Annotated in this window: 16 protein-coding genes, 2 tRNA genes, 1 rRNA gene, 1 other RNA gene and 1 other annotated feature; of the genes, 5 read left to right on the top strand and 15 right to left on the bottom strand. The window is 50.8% G+C overall.

What is annotated here, in order from left to right:
* Nucleotides 1-369 precede the first annotated feature (369 nt).
* The 6 genes from EVJ22_RS15020 to tadA form a co-directional block, all read right to left on the bottom strand.
* Complete coding sequence (locus tag EVJ22_RS15020) at nucleotides 370-573, bottom strand: YaaL family protein (protein WP_233589743.1); 204 nt, start codon at nucleotides 571-573, stop codon at nucleotides 370-372.
* A gap of 17 nt (nucleotides 574-590) precedes the next feature.
* On the bottom strand, nucleotides 591-1,190 hold the full coding sequence (gene recR / locus EVJ22_RS15015; protein WP_070329500.1) for a recombination mediator RecR: 600 nt from the start codon (nucleotides 1,188-1,190) through the stop codon (nucleotides 591-593).
* Nucleotides 1,191-1,212: 22 nt separating this feature from the next.
* Nucleotides 1,213-1,530 (bottom strand): YbaB/EbfC family nucleoid-associated protein, encoded by a 318-nt coding sequence (locus EVJ22_RS15010; RefSeq protein WP_035386845.1) that lies wholly within the window; start codon nucleotides 1,528-1,530, stop codon nucleotides 1,213-1,215.
* A 15-nt stretch (nucleotides 1,531-1,545) separates the two neighbouring features.
* Nucleotides 1,546-3,222, bottom strand: a complete 1,677-nt coding sequence (gene dnaX, locus EVJ22_RS15005) for a DNA polymerase III subunit gamma/tau (protein ID WP_131444247.1) — start codon at nucleotides 3,220-3,222, stop codon at nucleotides 1,546-1,548.
* Nucleotides 3,223-3,316: 94 nt separating this feature from the next.
* Nucleotides 3,317-3,585, bottom strand: an RNA gene (gene ffs, locus EVJ22_RS15000) — signal recognition particle sRNA large type.
* Nucleotides 3,586-3,638: 53 nt separating this feature from the next.
* On the bottom strand, nucleotides 3,639-4,139 hold the full coding sequence (tadA, locus tag EVJ22_RS14995) for a tRNA adenosine(34) deaminase TadA (RefSeq protein WP_016510583.1): 501 nt from the start codon (nucleotides 4,137-4,139) through the stop codon (nucleotides 3,639-3,641).
* A gap of 121 nt (nucleotides 4,140-4,260) precedes the next feature.
* Between tadA and EVJ22_RS14990 the strand changes: the two genes are divergently transcribed.
* Nucleotides 4,261-4,896: a deoxynucleoside kinase gene (locus EVJ22_RS14990; protein WP_070329502.1), complete on the top strand. Its 636-nt coding sequence runs from the start codon at nucleotides 4,261-4,263 to the stop codon at nucleotides 4,894-4,896.
* Nucleotides 4,893-5,564, top strand: a complete 672-nt coding sequence (locus EVJ22_RS14985) for a deoxynucleoside kinase (RefSeq protein WP_016510587.1) — start codon at nucleotides 4,893-4,895, stop codon at nucleotides 5,562-5,564. Before EVJ22_RS14990 ends, EVJ22_RS14985 begins: the two co-directional genes overlap by 4 nt.
* A gap of 39 nt (nucleotides 5,565-5,603) precedes the next feature.
* On the opposite strand, the gene EVJ22_RS14980 is transcribed toward EVJ22_RS14985, so the two are convergent.
* The 7 genes from EVJ22_RS14980 to pdxS all read right to left on the bottom strand — a co-directional run bounded on the left by EVJ22_RS14980 (nucleotide 5,604) and on the right by pdxS (nucleotide 11,479).
* A complete protein-coding gene (locus EVJ22_RS14980) occupies nucleotides 5,604-6,602 on the bottom strand; it encodes a hypothetical protein (RefSeq protein WP_071398616.1) in 999 nt (332 codons plus the stop codon).
* Between the two features lie 164 nt (nucleotides 6,603-6,766).
* Nucleotides 6,767-6,854, bottom strand: a tRNA-Ser gene (locus tag EVJ22_RS14975).
* A gap of 35 nt (nucleotides 6,855-6,889) precedes the next feature.
* Nucleotides 6,890-6,980: transfer RNA gene (locus EVJ22_RS14970), tRNA-Ser, on the bottom strand.
* A 146-nt stretch (nucleotides 6,981-7,126) separates the two neighbouring features.
* Nucleotides 7,127-8,410 (bottom strand): serine--tRNA ligase, encoded by a 1,284-nt coding sequence (gene serS / locus EVJ22_RS14965; RefSeq protein WP_070329504.1) that lies wholly within the window; start codon nucleotides 8,408-8,410, stop codon nucleotides 7,127-7,129.
* A 52-nt stretch (nucleotides 8,411-8,462) separates the two neighbouring features.
* Nucleotides 8,463-8,670, bottom strand: a binding site (T-box leader).
* An 18-nt stretch (nucleotides 8,671-8,688) separates the two neighbouring features.
* On the bottom strand, nucleotides 8,689-9,870 hold the full coding sequence (locus tag EVJ22_RS14960; protein ID WP_131444249.1) for a D-alanyl-D-alanine carboxypeptidase family protein: 1,182 nt from the start codon (nucleotides 9,868-9,870) through the stop codon (nucleotides 8,689-8,691).
* Nucleotides 9,871-10,008: 138 nt separating this feature from the next.
* Complete coding sequence (gene pdxT, locus EVJ22_RS14955) at nucleotides 10,009-10,587, bottom strand: pyridoxal 5'-phosphate synthase glutaminase subunit PdxT (RefSeq protein ID WP_131444245.1); 579 nt, start codon at nucleotides 10,585-10,587, stop codon at nucleotides 10,009-10,011.
* A gap of 1 nt (nucleotide 10,588) precedes the next feature.
* Nucleotides 10,589-11,479 carry a pyridoxal 5'-phosphate synthase lyase subunit PdxS gene (gene pdxS, locus EVJ22_RS14950; protein WP_035386669.1) on the bottom strand — a complete coding sequence of 297 codons (891 nt, stop codon included), beginning with the start codon at nucleotides 11,477-11,479 and terminating at the stop codon, nucleotides 10,589-10,591.
* A 287-nt stretch (nucleotides 11,480-11,766) separates the two neighbouring features.
* On the opposite strand from pdxS, the gene pdxR reads away from it, so the two are divergent.
* The 3 genes from pdxR (at nucleotide 11,767) to EVJ22_RS14935 (ending at nucleotide 17,398) form a co-directional block, all read left to right on the top strand.
* Nucleotides 11,767-13,185 carry a MocR-like pyridoxine biosynthesis transcription factor PdxR gene (gene pdxR / locus EVJ22_RS14945; protein WP_071398618.1) on the top strand — a complete coding sequence of 473 codons (1,419 nt, stop codon included), beginning with the start codon at nucleotides 11,767-11,769 and terminating at the stop codon, nucleotides 13,183-13,185.
* A 4-nt stretch (nucleotides 13,186-13,189) separates the two neighbouring features.
* A complete protein-coding gene (locus EVJ22_RS14940; protein ID WP_233589742.1) occupies nucleotides 13,190-13,816 on the top strand; it encodes a class A sortase in 627 nt (208 codons plus the stop codon).
* A 150-nt stretch (nucleotides 13,817-13,966) separates the two neighbouring features.
* Complete coding sequence (locus EVJ22_RS14935) at nucleotides 13,967-17,398, top strand: alpha-amylase family glycosyl hydrolase (RefSeq protein WP_131444241.1); 3,432 nt, start codon at nucleotides 13,967-13,969, stop codon at nucleotides 17,396-17,398.
* Nucleotides 17,399-17,444: 46 nt separating this feature from the next.
* On the opposite strand, the gene guaB is transcribed toward EVJ22_RS14935, so the two are convergent.
* Together guaB and rrf are read right to left on the bottom strand one after the other, a co-directional pair.
* Nucleotides 17,445-18,908 carry an IMP dehydrogenase gene (guaB, locus tag EVJ22_RS14930; RefSeq protein WP_071398621.1) on the bottom strand — a complete coding sequence of 488 codons (1,464 nt, stop codon included), beginning with the start codon at nucleotides 18,906-18,908 and terminating at the stop codon, nucleotides 17,445-17,447.
* A 251-nt stretch (nucleotides 18,909-19,159) separates the two neighbouring features.
* Nucleotides 19,160-19,275, bottom strand: a 5S ribosomal RNA gene (gene rrf, locus EVJ22_RS14925).
* Between the last annotated feature and the right edge of the window lie 11 nt (nucleotides 19,276-19,286).

Here is a 19,286-nt window from a genome sequence, read left to right as displayed (position 1 = left end):
CCTGAGCCAGGATCAAACTCTCCAAAGAATTTGATATAGCTCTTGAAAATGACGAAGCTTGCGCTTCATTCAAAACTTGTAAAACTTTTTTTGCCTCATCGTTCAGTTTTCAAAGTTCGTCTGTCGCACTTTGGCGACTTTTATATCTTAACAAGTTTTAACCGAATGGTCAATAACTTTTTTAAGATTGTTTTTTTCATTCGCTCTCGGCGACGTCTATTAATATATCAATAAAACTTTAACTGTGCAATAGCTTTATTAAAAAAAAATTAAAAACGAGAAATGTTCTTTATTTTTTTACACTCTGCGACGTTTCCCTCCCAAGTTCCTTCATTATATAGAGAAAAAAGACGAGACTTTCGCCTCGTCTCAAGTTCGTAAATTAGAAAGGGACACTTGTCGTCGCTTTGCTTCCTTTAGATAAAAAAAGTATAGTGCTTCAGCCTGCTTCACTTGAGCAGCCAACTCACCAGTGTCTTCAACACTCACTTCAAGCATGTAGCGCTTCGCTTCGTACTTCGCCTTCGCATCTAACAGTTCTCTTAGAAACCGTTGATCATAACTATCCCGCAAAGGTTTGCGAAACCACCTCATAGTTCTCGGCGACCTTCCATCGCCCGGGAGAGGGTTACTTCATCCGCATACTCTAAATCGCCCCCGACAGGAAGTCCGTGCGCCAGACGCGTCACTTTAATCCCGGTCGGTTTGAGCAGTCTCGATAGATACATCGACGTAGCTTCCCCTTCAATGTTCGGGTTGGTCGCCAAAATCACTTCACTGACCGCTTCGTTCTCTTGCAGACGCGTCAGCAAACTCGATACGTTAATATCTTCAGGTCCAATCCCTTCCATCGGGCTAATCGCCCCATGTAACACATGATACTTCCCTCGATATTCCCGCATCTTCTCCATTGCAATAACGTCTCGTGAATCTTGCACGACACAGATGATCGTTTCATCTCGGTGCGAATCTTTACAGATCGCACACGGATCGACGTCTGTAATATGTCCGCACACTGTACAGTATTTAATATCACGCTTCGCACTGACAAGCGCCTTGGCGAACGTCAATACATCGTCCTCTTCCATATCTAATACATGGAACGCTAGCCGGATGGCAGTTTTCGGACCAATTCCTGGCAACTTTGTAAAGCTTTCAATCAAGCGTCCGATTGCTTCAGGGTATTGCAACTCGCATCTTTCCTTTCTTCACTTAAAAACCTGGAAGGTTCATCCCTTGCGTAAAACGTCCCATCTTATCGTTGACGAGTTGGTCGGCTTGTTTCATGGCGTCATTGACAGCCGCTAAAACAAGGTCTTGCAACATATCGACGTCATCTGGGTCGACCGCTTCTTCCGCGATGATGATATCCATTACTTCTTTATGGCCACTGACAATCACTTTGACCATCCCGCCTCCGGCTGTGCCTTCAACCGTCAAGTCCTTTAATTCTTCTTGCGCTTTCGCCATATCTTTTTGCATTTTCTGCATCTGTTTCATCATGTTGTTCATGTTTCCCATTCCACGCATATCGAGCGCCTCCTTTTAAACTTCTTCGATTTCAACGACATCTCCAAATCGTTCGACAGCTTGAACAATGAGCTGGTCTTCTTCGACCTTCTCTTCTTCTTTATGGTCTGAACGTTCGGATTGTTTACGAAGGATGAATTCGTTTTTTAACTCGATCCAATCGCTCTCGAGCACGGCCATGATTTCTCGACGAATCCCCGTCACTTCGAACAACGCTTGCTCGATCACATCGCGGGTCCGGCCGTTTGAACTGACCTGCTCGTAGTGCCATGTCATCCCATCTTTAAATTGTACCAGTAAGGTGTCACTTGCACAAAGGACAGCTTCACTCTCATAGAACAGCGCGAAAATCGGGCCGTCCACCGTGCGGATGTTGACCATAATGTCTTCCCAACTATCACGGATTGCATTCAAATGCTGCCGCTCAGCCCGTTGCAACAACTGGCGGATCCGCTCTTTCGGAACACGAACTTGCGTCCGCTTCATCACTTTCGGCTTCTCGACAGCGGCCTCTGTGACCGCCACCCCATTTTTCTTCACTTCATTCAACTCACGACTCAATTCACGTACTTGATCTTGAAGCTGCTTCATTTGTTCGGTCATCGTCCGTCCTTGCTCGGCAATGCGAATGAACGTCAGCTCGACCAATACTTTCGGATGGTTGGATAAGCGCATCTGTTGCTGACACTCATTTAATTCTTCGATCACTTGAAACAGCTCATCCGTCGAGGTCGTTTCCACGAATTGGCGGAACGTCTCGTTTGGACGGGCTCGTTCTAGTAAATCTACCGCTTGCGGAGATGCTTTTAATAGAAGGGCATCCCGGTGCACGAACACGAGATCTTCGATAAACCGTTTCAAGTCCTTCCCTTCACGCAACATCGTCTCAAGCGTCTTCAGAATTTGATCGAGTTGTCTCTGCTGCAATCCATATGCCATATCAAGAAGAGCGTCATCCGTAACCGCACCCGTCACTTCGAGCACTGCCTCTTCCGTCAAACGGCCGTCACTAAACGCAAGCGCTTGGTCAAGCAGGCTCAGTGCATCACGCATACCGCCGTCAGCGGCACGGGCAATCAATTTGAGCGCTTCTGGATCATAGTCATAATCTTGGTCGTTCAAAATGTAAGCCATTCGTGTCTGGAGTTGACCGACTTCATGCCGCTTCACATCGAAACGTTGGCAACGTGAGATGATGGTCGCCGGAATCTTATGGGGCTCCGTCGTCGCTAAAATGAAGATCGCATGGGGGGGGGGTTCTTCCAACGTTTTCAATAGTGCATTGAACGCCCCTGTCGAAAGCATATGCACTTCATCGATAATATACACTTTATAACGCGCTTGCGAAGGCGGATACTTGACCTTGTCTCGAATTTCGCGGATCTCATCGACCCCGTTGTTTGAAGCTGCATCGATTTCGAATACGTCCGGGCTCGTCCCTTCCGTAATCGCCACACAGGTTGGGCACGTATTACACGGTTCCCTCGTCGGCGCCGTTTCGCAGTTGATTGCCTTCGCGATAATCTTCGCGAGGCTCGTCTTCCCCGTACCTCGCGGACCAGAAAATAAATAAGCGTGTGACATCCGTTCTTCGAGTAACGCATTTTGAATCGTGCGTGTGATGTGTATTTGACCGACTACCTCTTGGAATGACTGCGGACGATAGACCCGATACAATGCTTGATACGCCATGTCCCTGCCTCCTTTCATCGTTTCATCTTTTATTTCATCATACAAAAAAATCTACAACCCTGGGGCCGTAGATTAAAGTTATTAAATAAATCTGCCGCGCACCGATTTCTGAAAGCACGTCAATGTGCGTTACTCATGCAGTTTGCTCGGCCCAAGCACCCCTGCGGCACACGGTACGTCACCACTTAAGGCTGCTTCCTTCCGGACCTGACCTGGTTCATGGGTGACCGTTGCGCAGGACTCAGACGTCAACGCCACTTACACGAGGACGGGCCACACCAATGCACTCCCTCGAATCGGAATTCAGTCTCGCTATAGCGGATTGCGAGTTACAGGGCACCGCTACCTCCCCGCCTAGCACGGCAAATGGGTAAATGAAGTTAAGCACTTCTTCGAGTGCTATTACATTATACTGTTTAATCAGATGCGTTGCAACCTCTCTGTTCAAGCCGAGCCTGCTTCTTCCGTTCTCGAAGGCCGCGGAAGAAGGTTGTTAGTAGCTCTCCACATTCTTCTGCTAAAACGTTTTCGGTCACTTCAGCTTGATGATTGAACCGATCGTCTTGAAGAAGGTTCATGAGTGTCCCGCAACATCCGCCTTTGGGATCGCGGGCACCAAACACGACACGCTTCACGCGCGAGAGGATGATCGCACCCGCGCACATCGGACAAGGCTCTAACGTCACGAACAGTTCACAGTCTTCAAGCCGCCAGTTACCGAGTACCGTATTCGCTGATTCAATCGCAATCATCTCGGCATGCGCCGCCGCCAATAAATCCGTTTCACGCCGGTTATAGCCGGTCGCGATCACGTCTTCTCCTTTAACGATGACACAACCGATCGGGACTTCCCCGATTGCTTCCGCCTTCTTTGCTTCGGCGATGGCGAGCCTCATAAATCGTTCATCTCGTTCCATATTAACACCCCGTTTCTTGTCACATAGTATGAAAAAAAATGAAAATCATTTCGCTCGCCCTATCTTCTTCATTGTGTGCTAGAATGGAACTTGCACTTTGGATAATGGAGGATGACATCATATGTTTATAACGGTAGAGGGACCGATTGGTGTCGGGAAAACGTCACTGGCCCATATCATCAGTCAGCACTTTTCAATGCAGATGCTGAATGAAATTGTAGAAGAAAACCCATTTCTCGGCAAGTTTTATGAAGATATCGAAGAATGGAGTTTCCAAACGGAAATGTTCTTCTTATGCAATCGATTCAAGCAATTAGACGATATCCACAAACACCACTTGAGCCAACAGCAATCCGTCGTTTCAGACTATCATATTTTCAAGAACTTGATTTTTGCCCACCGTTCGCTGAGACCAGCCCACTTGAACAAGTATGAGCAAATCTATAAGATTTTGACACATGATATGCCGAAACCCGATGTCGTCATCTACTTGCACGCCAGTATCGAGACGCTTATGAAACGCGTAGCGTTGCGTGGACGTGAAGTAGAAGAGAACATGTCTCGCGACTACCTCGAACAACTCGCCCGGGATTACGAAACGTTTGTCGAATCGTACCGTGCGACTCACCCCGAAGTGACGATTCTTTCGTTCAGCGGAGACGAACTTGATTTTGTCCAAAACCCGGACGATTTGACGCACGTTCTCACGACGATTGAACGCGAACTAGAATTGACTAAAGGAGCCCAACTAAAATGACCCTGAATGAAAAATATAACATTCCGAACGACACGATCATTACGATCGGTGGAATGGTCGGAATCGGTAAATCGACAATCACGAACTCGCTTGCCGACGCCCTCAATTTCCGCACTTCTCTCGAGAAAGTGGACACGAACCCATACCTCGATAAATTCTATCATGATTTTGAGCGTTGGAGCTTCCATCTTCAAATCTACTTCTTGGCAGAGCGGTTCAAAGAACAGAAGAAAATCTTCCAATACGGCGGCGGCTTCATTCAAGACCGTTCGATTTATGAAGATACAGGCATCTTCGCGAAGATGCACTATGAAAAAGGCACGATGTCGCCGACAGATTACGAGACGTACTCAAGCCTGTTCGAAGCAATGGTGCTCACGCCGTTCTTCCCACACCCTGATCTACTGATCTATCTCGAAGGCTCATTCGAGCAAGTGCTCGACCGCATTCAACTGCGTGGCCGTGAGATGGAACAACAAACACCGATCGCGTATTGGGAAGAAATGTACGCCCGCTACACGGAATGGATCAACAACTTCAACTTGTGCCCGGTACTTCGTCTATCAATTGAAGAATATGACTTGATTAACGATCCGGATTCAGTCGAACTCATTCTTGAAAAAATCGGGAAACAATTGACAGTCGCTCGTGAAGCAAAAGTAAGATAAAAAGATGATGCCCCGCTCAAAAGCGAGGCATCATCTTTTTTACGGCTGGGCAATCGGGCGTTTTCGATGTGTCGGTGTCTTCCAAGCCTTCCGGTACCCGTCAATCGTATCAAACACAGCCGCCAGAACCGTGATGGCCACAACCAATCCAAACACCCACCCGAACGAGAACACATCGTTCGGGACATTTAGTTCGACCCAGTCGATAAAGCGCGGGTCGAACAAGCGCGACGAACCCGCCATCCAAATGATAAAGGCGGCCGAGGCCACGTTATAGATCAAATTGAACGAGGCGAGTGTATACGTCCAACGTCCTTTCATCCATTTCCAAACACCGAGGACGACTTGAAGCAAAATGACGGCTAAGAACAACCAGACCACTTCAAACAAGAACGATTGATTAAAAATCGGGACAATCATCGAAAAACCGTCCCCTGTCGACTCATAAATCCCGAGAAACCGCTCGGCGTTCAAATACACCCCGAACCAAACCGCCGTAAAGAACAATCCGAATCCGGCATCCAATTTACTGATCCGTCCTCCGCGGTCCCGATCACGCAATGTGGACACATTCCAACTCATGTCAGGGGCGACCGCATCGCTCGGCGCGTAACGCTCAATCAAAAAGAAGACGAGCGTGATCCAAAAAACGAGTTGAATCCCAACGTCCCATAACGTGTCGAACAAATTCGTGAGAAAGATTCCGATTGTCGGCATGGCCGGTCCAGAGAATGTCGGGATGCTCGCCATGAGCAAACCGAAGAAGACTACAGCCATCACGATCGGGACGACGAGCTTGACCACATTGACATACATCGGGAAAAACTTAGGTCCAATCAAATACTGGCCGTCTTTATAACGCGCAGCAACGATGGCCGGATGTCCCATCTGTTCGAGCACGCGCTTCACTTCCGTCTCGGTCGGCTGATCCGGCAGCTTCGCTTCGATATCCTCCCTAATCGCAACGGCAGCTTCGTCTCTCCGCTTCGGCGGGACATGCCTGACCACTTCATCAACATACGCTTCAATCCAGTCCATGACGCTCCTCTCCTTCCTAACGCGCCACCAGTCTCTACCTTATTAAGATTCCCGATTCAAGCCGAGATTAGCCACTTTTCGCTGTTTCGCCACAAACAAAAAAAGCCGCAGACCGTAGTCTACGACAAAAAAAAACGCATCTGCCTGTGCAGACGCCTAAAAAGCGGAGTTGGTGGGATTCGAACCCACGCGGGCTGTTACACCCCTGACGGTTTTCAAGACCGTTCCCTTAAACCACTTGGGTACACCTCCACGATGTATGCAATTGTTGAGCCTCTAAATAAAAATGGAAGAGGTGGTGGGATTCGAACCCACGCGGGCTGTTACACCCCTGACGGTTTTCAAGACCGTTCCCTTAAACCACTTGGGTACACCTCCACGGCTCATATGCAGTTGACGAACAAACATCTCGCTCGACATGATTTATAGTACCAACTCAGCAAGCAGATGTCAAACCCTTTTGTAAAAAAACATTTAAAAAAAAGCCTATCCGGAATGATACGTTCGGATAGGCCATTCCTCGTTTAACGGGGAAGTTCAATTTTTTCAATTCCGCCCATGTATGGACGCAGCGCTTCTGGGATGACGACAGATCCATCGGCTTGTTGGAAGTTCTCTAAAATCGCGGCGACGGTCCGACCGACGGCAAGCCCTGAACCGTTGAGTGTATGCACGAACTCCGGTTTGGCATTCACATCACGACGGAAGCGGATCCCGGCACGACGCGCTTGGAAGTCCTCGAAGTTTGAGCAAGATGAGATCTCGCGATATACACCTTGAGCCGGCATCCATACTTCAATATCGTACTTCTTCGCTGCGGTGAAACCGAGGTCGGCTGTGCACATGCTGAGTACTTGATACGGAAGACCGAGGCGTTTCAATACTTCTTCCGCGTGTCCTGTCAACAACTCGAGTTGTTCGTAAGACTCTTCCGGTTTGACGAAGCGGACGAGCTCGACTTTGTTGAACTGATGCTGACGGATGAGACCGCGTGTGTCACGACCGGCAGATCCCGCTTCTGAACGGAAGCAAGCGCTGTAAGCTGTATACGTGATCGGCAAGTTCGCTTCAGCGATAATCTCATCGCGGTGCATGTTCGTCACCGGTACTTCCGCTGTCGGGACGAGGAAGTAATTCGTGTCGGCCACTTTGAACGCATCTTCTTCAAATTTAGGCAACTGACCCGTCCCTGTCATCGCGTCACGGTTAACCATGTACGGTGGGAGCACTTCAGAATAGCCGTGCTCATCGGCATGCATATCCATCATGAAGTTGATCAACGCCCGTTCTAAGCGAGCACCTAATCCTTTATAGAAGACGAAACGGCTTCCCGTCACTTTACCGGCGCGTTCGACGTCGACAATTTTCAAGTCTTCCATCACGTCCCAATGCTGTTTCATCTCAAAATCGAACTCGGGCTTCGTTCCGACTTCGCGGATCGTGACGTTGTCGTCTTCTGTTTCACCGATCGGCGTTGATTCATGCGGGATGTTCGGGATGCTGAGGAGAATCATGTTCAACTCGGCTTCCACTTCACGTAATTCCTCGTCGAGCAACTTGATCTCATCACCAAGTCGGCGTGTTTCAAGGATCGGTGCTTCCGCGTCTTGCTTATTGCGCTTGAGCTCAGCGATTTGTTTCGTCGCTTCATTTCGTTTTGCTTTCTTCACATCGACCTCGTTGATGAGGTCCCGGCGTTTCTCTTCTAACTCCGGAAAACGGTCGAGCGCACTCAAGTCTTCACCGCGTTGGGCGAGCTTGGTTTTAATCCCTTCAAAATCTTGACGTAATCGTTTGATGTCTAACATAACTAGTTCCTCCTTTTTTGCATAAAAAAGGTGGCACGCCCCTTTCCCGTAGGAAAGGGACGAACCACCTTGGATCCGCGTTGCCACCCTCGTTGCCTAAAACTAGGCCACTCGATGCACGTAACGTGTGCGTGACGTGACTTGTTTCCAAGTCAATGCTCCGAGGCCGATTCAGTTACGTCGTCCCACTAGTTTGCACCAACCACTAGCTCTCTGTAAGTAGATGACTGTAACGTACTTTTCCTCATCGTTGCATCTGTCATTGAATTAATCTTACTTTACAACATCTCGACTCTATCGACAAGACTCAGTTTTCCTAGGACGAGTCGAACCTCCTCTAAAAAGTCTGCGAAGGCCCGACTCATCCGAGTCAAAAATGAAGCGGTCTCGACTGATTCGGCAGTCACAAGTGTTCCTGTCGGCGGACTCTCGCCGTCAAGATAGCGGACGCTCTCTGAAGGTTCAATCGTGACCGTCCCGACTTGTTGATCGACTGCGACCGGTGCTTTCGTGTCCGGAAGGTCATAGACTGGTTCAGGGACGGCTTGTCCTTTCTCGACGAGCACTTCGAACGCCGCTGTCGTCCGCGCAGCTACCGTTTCAACTTCTCCCTCGGCGACGAATACATTCTCCGGCACGATTTCTCCGGTCCGTAAAATCGGTGTCATGACAAAGTCGCGATAAGCGAACTCATGAAGTGCTTTCGTCGCCTCATAGCGCCCGTTGTCCGTCTCGGCCCCAAGGACGACGGAGAGTACGGTCCGACCATCTCGTGTCGATACGCCGATGAAGCAATAACCGGCGTCATCCGTCGTGCCCGTCTTAAAACCGAGCATCCCTGGATACGCCAAATCGCGGCCTGAAAGCATCCGATTCGTCGCTTCGAATCTGACGCCGTCAATGTCGACATACGCTCGCTTCGTCACGTCGAGCACATCCGGAAATTTCGTCAAGTAGGCGAGCGCGAGCCTAATCAAATCATTCGCCGACGTCAAGTTTTCTCCTGGACGACCTGCTGATACAGAATCTAGTCCCGAGACGTTCGCGAACGTCGTCTGGGTCATGCCGAGCTCGGTCGCCCGCTCGTTCATCTGTTGAACGAACGCTTCTTCCGACCCCGCCACCGCCTCGGACAGTGTCACCGCGGCCTCGTTCGCCGAGCGGATGAGCGCCACGTCATATAGTTCCTTGACTGTATACGGTTTATTGACGAGCGGGATGCGGGCGAGCCCTGGTTTACGCGTCAAGGCCAATGCCGCTTCACTCGGCGTCACTTCTTCGTTCCAACTCAGTTCTCCTGACTCGACTGCCTCCCGAACGAGGAAAGTGGTCATCAGCTTTGTGATCGACGCCGGTGGGAGCATCGCATCTTCATCTTTCGAAAAAAGAACCTGCCCGGTCGTCATATCGACGAGCATCGCACCGCTCGCTTCGACTTTAGGCGCTGCTGAAGCGTTCATCGGAAAAACAATAGTTATAAGGACAGCGCATATGAGCACCGATGCAATCCATTTATCTTTCACAGTCTTGCCCCTTTCTGTACGTGTCTCGTTACAGTGTAGCAGAAAAAGACCCCCTAGTTACAGGGAGTCTTCGACTCATGCGAGTTGATGCTTCGTCGCCTTGACGATTTCTAAGAAGTAGCGGTGCATCGACAAGTCATCCGTCAGTTCTGGATGGAACGAACAGGCAACATATTTGTCGTAGCGCACTGCAACGATCGCTTCTTCGACCTCGGCGAGAACTTCGACGTTAGCGTCAACCGCTGCTACTTGCGGGGCCCGGATGAACACCGCTTCAACCGCGTCATCGATTCCTTTGACAGGTAAATCGACCTCGAAACTGTCGACTTGACGCCCGAACGCGTTGCGCTTGACGGTCATCGGGATTTTGCGAAGGTGGGCATCATACCCTTCCACTTCGGTCGCGAGTAATATCAGTCCGGCACATGTGCCGAACATCGGCAACGATGTGTTCGCACGAAGCGGTTCGAGCAGGTCATAGCGGTCGAGCAGACGACGCATCGCCGTGCTCTCCCCGCCTGGCAAGACGAGTCCGTCGATGCGGTCCAAGTCATCGACCGAACGGACGACGAGCGTATCTGCACCGAGCGCCTCGAGCATGCGGACGTGTTCACGAATCGCACCTTGCATTCCGAGTACACCGATCGTCGTCATCTTACCAACCTCGCGGCGCCATGAGCTCTTCTGGTTTGAGCGTGCGAACGTCGAGTCCTTTCATCGCTTCGCCAAGACCTTTTGACAAGTGAGCGATTCGCTCGTAGTCGTCATGGTATGTCGTCGCTTCAACGATGGCACGGGCAAATTTCTCCGGGTTCTCTGCTTTGAAGATACCTGATCCGACGAAGACGCCGTCCGCACCGAGGTGCATCATGAGTGCCGCGTCTGCCGGCGTCGCGATACCACCTGCTGCGAAGTTGACGACCGGAAGACGGCCCGCTTCACGAATTTGCATGAGCACTTCGAACGGGGCACCAAGATCGCGCGCTTCTGTCATCACTTCATCGATGCTCATTGAAAGCAAGCGTTTCACTTGTGCTTGGACAGTACGCATGTGACGAACCGCTTCGACGATGTTTCCTGTCCCTGGCTCACCTTTTGTCCGGATCATCGCTGCACCTTCACCGATGCGGCGTGAAGCTTCTCCGAGGTCACGCGCTCCGCAGACGAACGGCGCATTGTAATCACGCTTGTAAAGATGGAACTCTTCATCGGCCGGTGTCAACACTTCGCTCTCATCGATGAAATCGACCCCCATCGATTCAAGGACACGGGCTTCGGCGATATGTCCGATGCGGCATTTCGCCATGACCGGTACAGATACCGCTCCCATGACAGCTTCGATGATTGTCGGGTCTGCCATCCGGGCGACGCCACCCATTTTACGAATGTCTGATGGTACGCGCTCGAGCGCCATGACCGCCACGGCTCCTGCCGCTTCAGCAATCTTCGCCTGTTCAGCGTTGATGACGTCCATGATGACGCCACCTTTTTGCATTTCGGCCATTCCACGTTTGACTTTATCTGTCCCTACTTGTCTCTTTTCCATATAAATCGCCTCCATTAAGCTAGTCTACTTGCAAGTATAGATTGATTTGACTATATTGAAAGTGCCAGTTTTATATTTTTTAAAGTGGTCAGTTTTAAGAGAAGGGTTCATGCTCGTTTCCTCGAATCTTATTACGTATAAGGGAGGAATGTTTTATGGACCAATGGGACCCGCGAGATCAAGCGGAAAACCGTTCCTTTTACGGGAAGCCTGGACTGATTTCGTTCATTCTCGTCATCGGATTCGTGCTCTATGTTTTCTTCGGCTGACAGAAGAAAGGACAACTTATGGATATGCTCACATTCTCGCTCGAGCCCGAATCGAGCACCCCGCTTTATGAACAGCTCTATTTACACATCCGGCAAGCAATCGTCGACGATACGCTCATGACCGGGACGAAACTGCCGTCAAAACGGAAGCTCGGCCAATTTTTGGACGTCTCGCAAACGACGGTCGAGCTCGCTTACGCCCAGCTGCTTGCGGAAGGATATATCGAGTCGCTGCCACGGAAAGGGTTTTACGTCTTGCCGCAAGAAGAGCTGTACGTCAGGCGTGGCACCAGCACGATCGAACCGCTTCCGACGAAAAAAACATACACGTTCGACTTATACCCGAGTCAGATCGATACGACCGCATTCCCGTTCGAACGTTGGCGCCGTCACTTGAAACAAGTCGTCGCCGAGGAGAATCATGAACTGCTCGCACTCGGGTCGGTGCAAGGCGATCTCGTGCTCCGCCAAGAAATCGCCACGTACTTGTATCACTCCCGTGGCGTTCATTGTTCGCCCGAGCAGATCATCGTCGGTTCTGGGACCGAGCAATTGTTGCCTCAACTGCTCGACTTGCTCACCGACGCGACGACGTTCGGGATTGAAGACCCGGGCTATCCGCTCACGCGACAGCTGTTCGAACACCAAAATCGAAGCTACGTCCCGCTCCCGGTCGACGACAGCGGGGTCCTTGTCGACCGACTCGAGGCAGAGGCAATCGATGCGGTTTATGTGACCCCGGCCCATCAGTTCCCGACCGGTACGATCCTGTCCGTCAGCCGTCGCCAGCGCCTCCTCAACTGGGCGTCCGAGCGGCAAACGTATATCATTGAAGATGATTACGATAGCGAGTTTCGTTACAGCGGCAAGCCGATTCCGTCGCTGCAAAGCATGGACCAAAACGAACGTGTCGTTTATTTGAGCACGTTTTCGAAGTCGCTCATGCCTTCGCTCCGCATCGGTTACATGGTGCTTCCGCCCCCACTGTTAAACCGCTATCGGGAACGGTATCGCCATTTCACCTGTAGCGTGCCGCGTTTCGAGCAACATACGCTAACCGAGTTTATGGCGAGCGGCGATTTCGAGAAACATTTGAACCGGATGCGCAAAACGTACCGCCGCAAACTCGAGACCGTGATCACGGCGTTCAAACCATACGAGCCGCTCGTCACAATCACTGGCGCCAGCGCTGGTCTCCACATCGTCCTCTCGGTCGATACAGCACAAACTAGCGAGCAATTGAAGCAACTCGCTGAACAGTCAGGCATTCGTATAAAGGCGATGGCCGACTATCGTATCAATTCACGCGACACGAGACCGCAACTACTGTTTGGTTTCGCCGCCCTGCCTGAAGCGACGTTACAAACGGCGATCGACCAGTTGATGGCCTGTTGGAATATCGGGAAGGGAGGGCCATATGGGAAAACCTCGCGATGAAACAATGATCAGACGCTCACGCTACGTCATCGGCATCGTCTGTTTGTTGATCGGTAGCCTCTTTTTGACCGAGTCATGGTGGAAAGACCGTGTCGCCACCTCGAACAGCAAACGTGTGACTGAAGCGATTCAACTCCAACAGCCGGATCGGGGCGAATTCGACTTCGAAACGGTCGAACCGTTATCGTGGGACGACTTGTTAAACGTGCGCAATCGATTTCATGATTTGCCGACAATCGGCATGATCACGATTCCAGATATCGATTTAGAATTACCAATTTTGTACGGTCTCGACAATGAGAATTTGGCAGTCGGGGCTGGTACGATGCGCGCTTCCCAACAGATGGGGCGTGGGAATTACGCACTAGCCGGTCATTACACCCAAAGTCCGACAGCCTTGTTCGGACCGCTCCATACGATCAAGACGGGAACGATGATTTACGTGACCGATTTGACGAACACGTATCAATACCGGACGGAGGCACTCGAGACCGTTCCCCCGACACGGATCGACGTGCTTGACGAGACGACAGATGCGACCATTACCTTGATCACGTGCACGTTCGATGCGACGGAACGATTAATCGTCAAGGGAGAGCTCGTGCAGACAACACCTTATATCTCTAACTGAGCGTCCTTCCACACGAAGGACGTTTTATTGTTTTTCAAAAAACATATTGTGAGCGCTTACATAATCAGCTAAACTATTTCTGGAACCGTTTGCACAAAATTGACAATCCGTTGCCCTGTAGACGACCTATTTTACGAAAGAGGTGCTCTCATGAAGAAAAACAATACGGCACGACGTACGACGACATTACTCTTATCTTCTGTCCTGCTCATTCAAGCCGGTGTCCCGGTGAACGTCTTGGCCGAACCGACGACGGTGGCAGTCGATGGGAATAAAACCGATTGGACAGACGTCTCGGCGCTGGCGTCATCGGCAGATGTTGGTTGGCAAGGCTTCGATCTCGGCAATCTTTATCTTCAAAATGACAAAACGAACCTGTACTTCTATGTCGATGCGTTCAACGTCCCGAACTGGGGCGACAACGGCCAATACATAAACATCGCCCTCCAAGTGAACGATGAAGATTCTGGCGTCGCCACGAACCCACTCGGTTATCCGTTCAACTTTAATCAAACAGACAAAAAACCACAGTATCACATTTTACTTCGTGTCGATGGGGACAAGTCTGTCAAAGAAGCCGCGCTCTATGAAGCTGGGAAGACGACCCCGCTCGCGAACTTGGCAAACTTGAACGGTGCTTCGTTCGCCCTCGACCGGACGACAGGATTCGAAGGGAAAATCCCGTTGTCGCTGCTCGGTTTAAAAAATGACGACACGGTCCGTGCTCTCACCGTCCTCAGCGGAAACAATGCCGGTGAACACGGTGCATTCGATACGATTCCGAGCAACGGATCTAACAAACTAGCCGACAGCTGGAACGTCTCGGCCAACCCGTCGACTCAATCTGTGTACAGCCCGGCCTATACGCTCAGCGGCGTCGAGACAGTAACGCAGCTTGAAGTAACGAACGTCGACCCGGCGAATCAGTCTGAAGCTGCCGACGTATCTGCTCCCATCACCTGGACGTTCAATGAACCGGTGACGTTAGACGCCTCAAATGTCAGCTTGATGAGCGGAGAGACGGCCATCCCGTTCACTGCCGAAGCAAACGGTTCGACCGTGACCGTCACGCCGACGAGCAAACTCGGACTCAGTCAAACATACACGGCCACATTGCCAGCCGGGGCCGTCAAAGGTAATCTATCGACCACGACGCTACCCGCGCTGACGACTTCGTTCAAGACCGTCACGGAGCTGGCTGATCCATGGAAGACGCAGCGGTACATCGAAATGCTGTACGTCCGCGCCGATCAAGACTATACCGATTGGAACTTGTGGACGTGGAGCACCGGGGCAAAAGATGGACAAGTGGATCCCTACAAAATTACGGAAGACGGCGCCATTTTCCGGATTCCGGTCGGGAAAGATGCGACGAACGTCGGATTTGTCATCCGTAAAGGAACCGATTGGGCGGTCAAGGACGCTTACGGTGAAGACCGTTACGTGAAACTCGGAAATGATCGTGTCACGAAAGTCGTCGTCGCGAGCGGCCAAGGCACCTTCCACCAAGTACCAACCATTCAAGGACCGGTGTTCGAGAACGGGACCGTCACGTTCTTCTATCGGGACAAAGACTTGTACGAGGCAGGACAGCTCGATCAACTCGACCGTGTCGCCTTAAACGTGAATGGCGTGACCTATCCGATGACGTATGAAGACAAGAACGAATGGTACCGTCATACCGTCCGTCTTCCGGAAGGGACGCATGACTATACGTTCCTCGTCACAAAAGACGGCGTCACGACCGAAGTGACGGACCCCAATTTCGAAGCGTCAACCGTCGAATACCGTCGCCCGGCCATCAAACTCACGTCTTCGCTCGCATCGAAAGCAATCAGTTCGCGGGAGAATGCCGTCGTTCATGTCAAACCGACGTTACCAAAAGGCGTGACGCTTCGTGAACTCTATATCGATGCCCGCCCACTTGGCGGACCGGCTAAACTTTCAATCGATCCGGCGCTCAATAAACAGACGATCGCGGTCAAAGATACGGTCAAGCCAGGCAATAAGACGTTGACGATCACGGCTGTGGACCAATACGGCAACGTCCATAAAACGACGGCTTCCGTAAACGTCCGACCGGTCACGATGAAAGACAAGCAAGCGTTCGACTGGGACGAAGCCCGGATCTACTTCATGTTGACGGATCGTTTCCACGATGGCGACAAGACGAACAATAATCCGAACGGTGAATATTATGACCAAGATCATCTCGAATCGTATCACGGCGGCGATTTCGCCGGGATCACGAAAAAACTCGACTATCTCGACAAGCTCGGGATCAACACGATTTGGATCACCCCGATCGTCGATAATATCGATTGGGATCTCCGCTACGGTAAAGATGGCTCTCAATACGGCTATCACGGTTACTGGGCCAAAAACTTCGAGAAACTTGATGAACATCTCGGAGACATGCAGGCGTTCCATCGCCTGATCGATGCGGCCCACGCACGCGGCATCAAGATCATGGTCGACGTCGTCTTGAACCACCCAGGCTACGGAATGGAACCAGGCGCCGACAGCACAGGGGCGACGAATTTCCCTACGAACAAGGAACGTGATGCCTTTAAAGGCATGATTCGTGACACGCCTGTCGACGGGGATGATTTGAAAATGTCGCTCTCCGGCCTTCCTGACTTTAAGACAGAGGAAGCTGCCGTCCGTGAACAACTCGTCAAATGGCAGACTGACTGGATCAAGCGTTCGAAGACGAAACAAGGAAACACGATTGATTACTTCCGTGTCGATACGGTCAAGCATGTGGATGCGACGACATGGAAATCGTTTAAGAATGAACTGACAGCGCTCAAGCCAGACTTTAAAATGATTGGTGAGCATTACGGGGCGAGTGTGAACAACACAGGCGGCTATCTCCGGAGCGGCCAGATGGATTCGTTGCTTGATTTCGACTTCAAGTACCAAGCGGAAAATTTCATCAACGGGAACATTGATGGGGTCGAGAGCGCTCTTCAATACCGGAACACCCAACTCTCAAACGAAGCGACACTCGGCCAGTTCCTCAGCAGCCACGATGAAGATGGCTTCCTCATCTCTCGTGCTGACGGCGATGAAGGTAAGCATATGGTCGCAGCCTCGCTCCAAATGACGGCGAAAGGGCAACCGGTCATCTACTATGGAGAAGAGATCGGTCAATCTGGGAAACATGCCTTAGACATGGACAAAGGCGAGTTTAACGAAAACCGTTACGACTTTGACTGGAAACGGGTGAACGGTGAAGGCAAAGACATGCACGCCCACTATCAAAAGTTGCTCAACATTCGGGCGGACTATTCAAAAGTGTTCAGCAAAGGAACACGTTCGGTCGTTGCCGGCGGTTCGAGCACCGGTTACTCGATTTTTGAACGGACATACGGAAAAGAGTCTGTCCTCGTCGGATTGAACACGAAAGAGTCGGCTCAAACGGCAACATTCCAAACAAAACATAAGCAGAACACAGTACTCGTCGACCGCTACAGCGGGCGGACGTACGTTGTCAAACGCGATGGCAAGGTGACCGTAAACCTACCAGCGCAAGATCAAGGCGGCACGGTAATCCTCGTCACGAAGTCTAAAAAATAATCAGCAAAAAGCCGTTGTCCCTTTTCAGGAGACAACGGCTTATTTGTTAACGTGAATAGTTTGGTGCTTCCTTTGTGATGTGGACATCGTGTGGGTGGCTTTCTTGCAGGCCGGCTCCAGTCATCCGAATGAATTGCGTATCTTCTCGCAACGCTCGGATGTCGGCAGCTCCGCAATAACCCATTCCTGAACGGAGACCACCAATGAGTTGATACACCGTATCGGCCAGCTCACCTCGATAAGCGACACGTCCTTCAATGCCTTCTGGGACGAATTTTTTGTCCGCTTCTTGGAAGTAACGGTCTTGACTGCCTCGCTTCATCGAAGCTTCCGATCCCATACCACGGTAAGTCTTAAACTGACGACCTTGATAGATCTCCATCTCACCTGGGCTTTCTTTTACGCCAGCCAAGAGACTACCGAGCATGACAGCGCTTGCGCCAGCAGCGATTGCCTTGACGATATCGCCCGAGTACTTGATTCCACCGTCAGCGATGACCGTGACGCCGTGTTCTCGTGCTTCTGTCACGCAATCATAGACTGCCGTGATTTGAGGGACACCGACTCCGGCAACAACCCGTGTCGTACAAATCGAACCCGGACCGATTCCGACTTTAATGACTGAAGCGCCGGCCTCGATCAAAGCACGTGTCGCTTCTGCCGTCGCCACGTTACCAGCGATGATTGGAAGTGTCGGGAACAAATCACGTAGCTCTTTCACTTTCTCGATGACACCAGCCGAGTGGCCGTGTGCTGTATCGACAACGAGCGCATCCACGCCTGCATCGACAAGGATTTGAGCACGCGAAGCAGCGTCTTTTGTTACCCCGACAGCTGCCGCCACAAGAAGACGCCCTTGTTTGTCTTTCGCAGCGTGAGGGAATTGCTCAACCTTCTCGATATCTTTCGTCGTGATCAAGCCCTTTAAAACGCCGGCATCGTCGACGAGTGGTAACTTCTCGATGCGGTGTTGGTGCAGAATTCGCTCTGCTTCTTCAAGAGAAGTTCCGACTTTGGCAGTGACAAGATTTTCTGTCGTCATGACGTCTTCGATCACAGTCGAATAGTCTCTGATGAAGCGAAGGTCACGGTTAGTCAAAATACCGATCAATTTCCGTTCTTGTTCAGAATTGACGATGGGGACACCGGAAATGCGGTATTTACTCATTAAATACTCGGCATCATAAATTTGGCGCTCTGGCGTCAAATAAAATGGGTTCGTAATGACTCCGTTCTCCGAACGTTTCACACGGTCGACATGCTCTGCTTGCATTTCCATCGACATGTTTTTGTGGATGACGCCAAGACCACCTTGACGCGCCATGGCGATTGCCATCGGTGCTTCCGTCACTGTGTCCATACCAGCGCTGATGACTGGAATGTTTAACTCAAGCCCTTCACATAGCTTCGTGCTCAGACTTACATCTCTTGGCAAGACATTTGAAAACCGCGGTACGAGTAAGACGTCATCAAACGTTAATCCTTCTTTTGCAAACTTGTTTTCCCACATAAAAATCGATTGCCCCTTTCTCTATCGGACCCGAATCTTTGTTTCGAAATATTTCTGTAATGGTAACAGGTATGGCTCGAAAGTGCAATTCAATTCACGATGTTCAGAAAGTTCAGAATTGTGTTCATTCCTGTTGAATCCTTCTCAAATCATTCGGAATTTGTCCACGTTACCGGAAAGACAAGCCAATAATAATCGGTTTTAGAAATAGAAAAAGACGACCAAGCATGTGCTTGGTCGTCCTTCATATGGCCTGGCAACGTCCTATCCTCACAGGGGGAGACCCCCAACTACTTTCGGCGCTGAAGCGCTTAACTTCCGTGTTCGGCATGGGAACGGGTGTGGCCGCTTCGCTATCGCCACCAGACAAGGGAATTG

This window comes from Exiguobacterium sp. SH0S7, assembly GCF_004337195.1.
GTDB classification, from domain to species: Bacteria; Bacillota; Bacilli; order Exiguobacteriales; family Exiguobacteriaceae; genus Exiguobacterium; species Exiguobacterium aurantiacum_A.
Note: the sequence above shows the minus strand (reverse complement) of the source record. Positions and strands in the feature narration are given on the sequence as shown.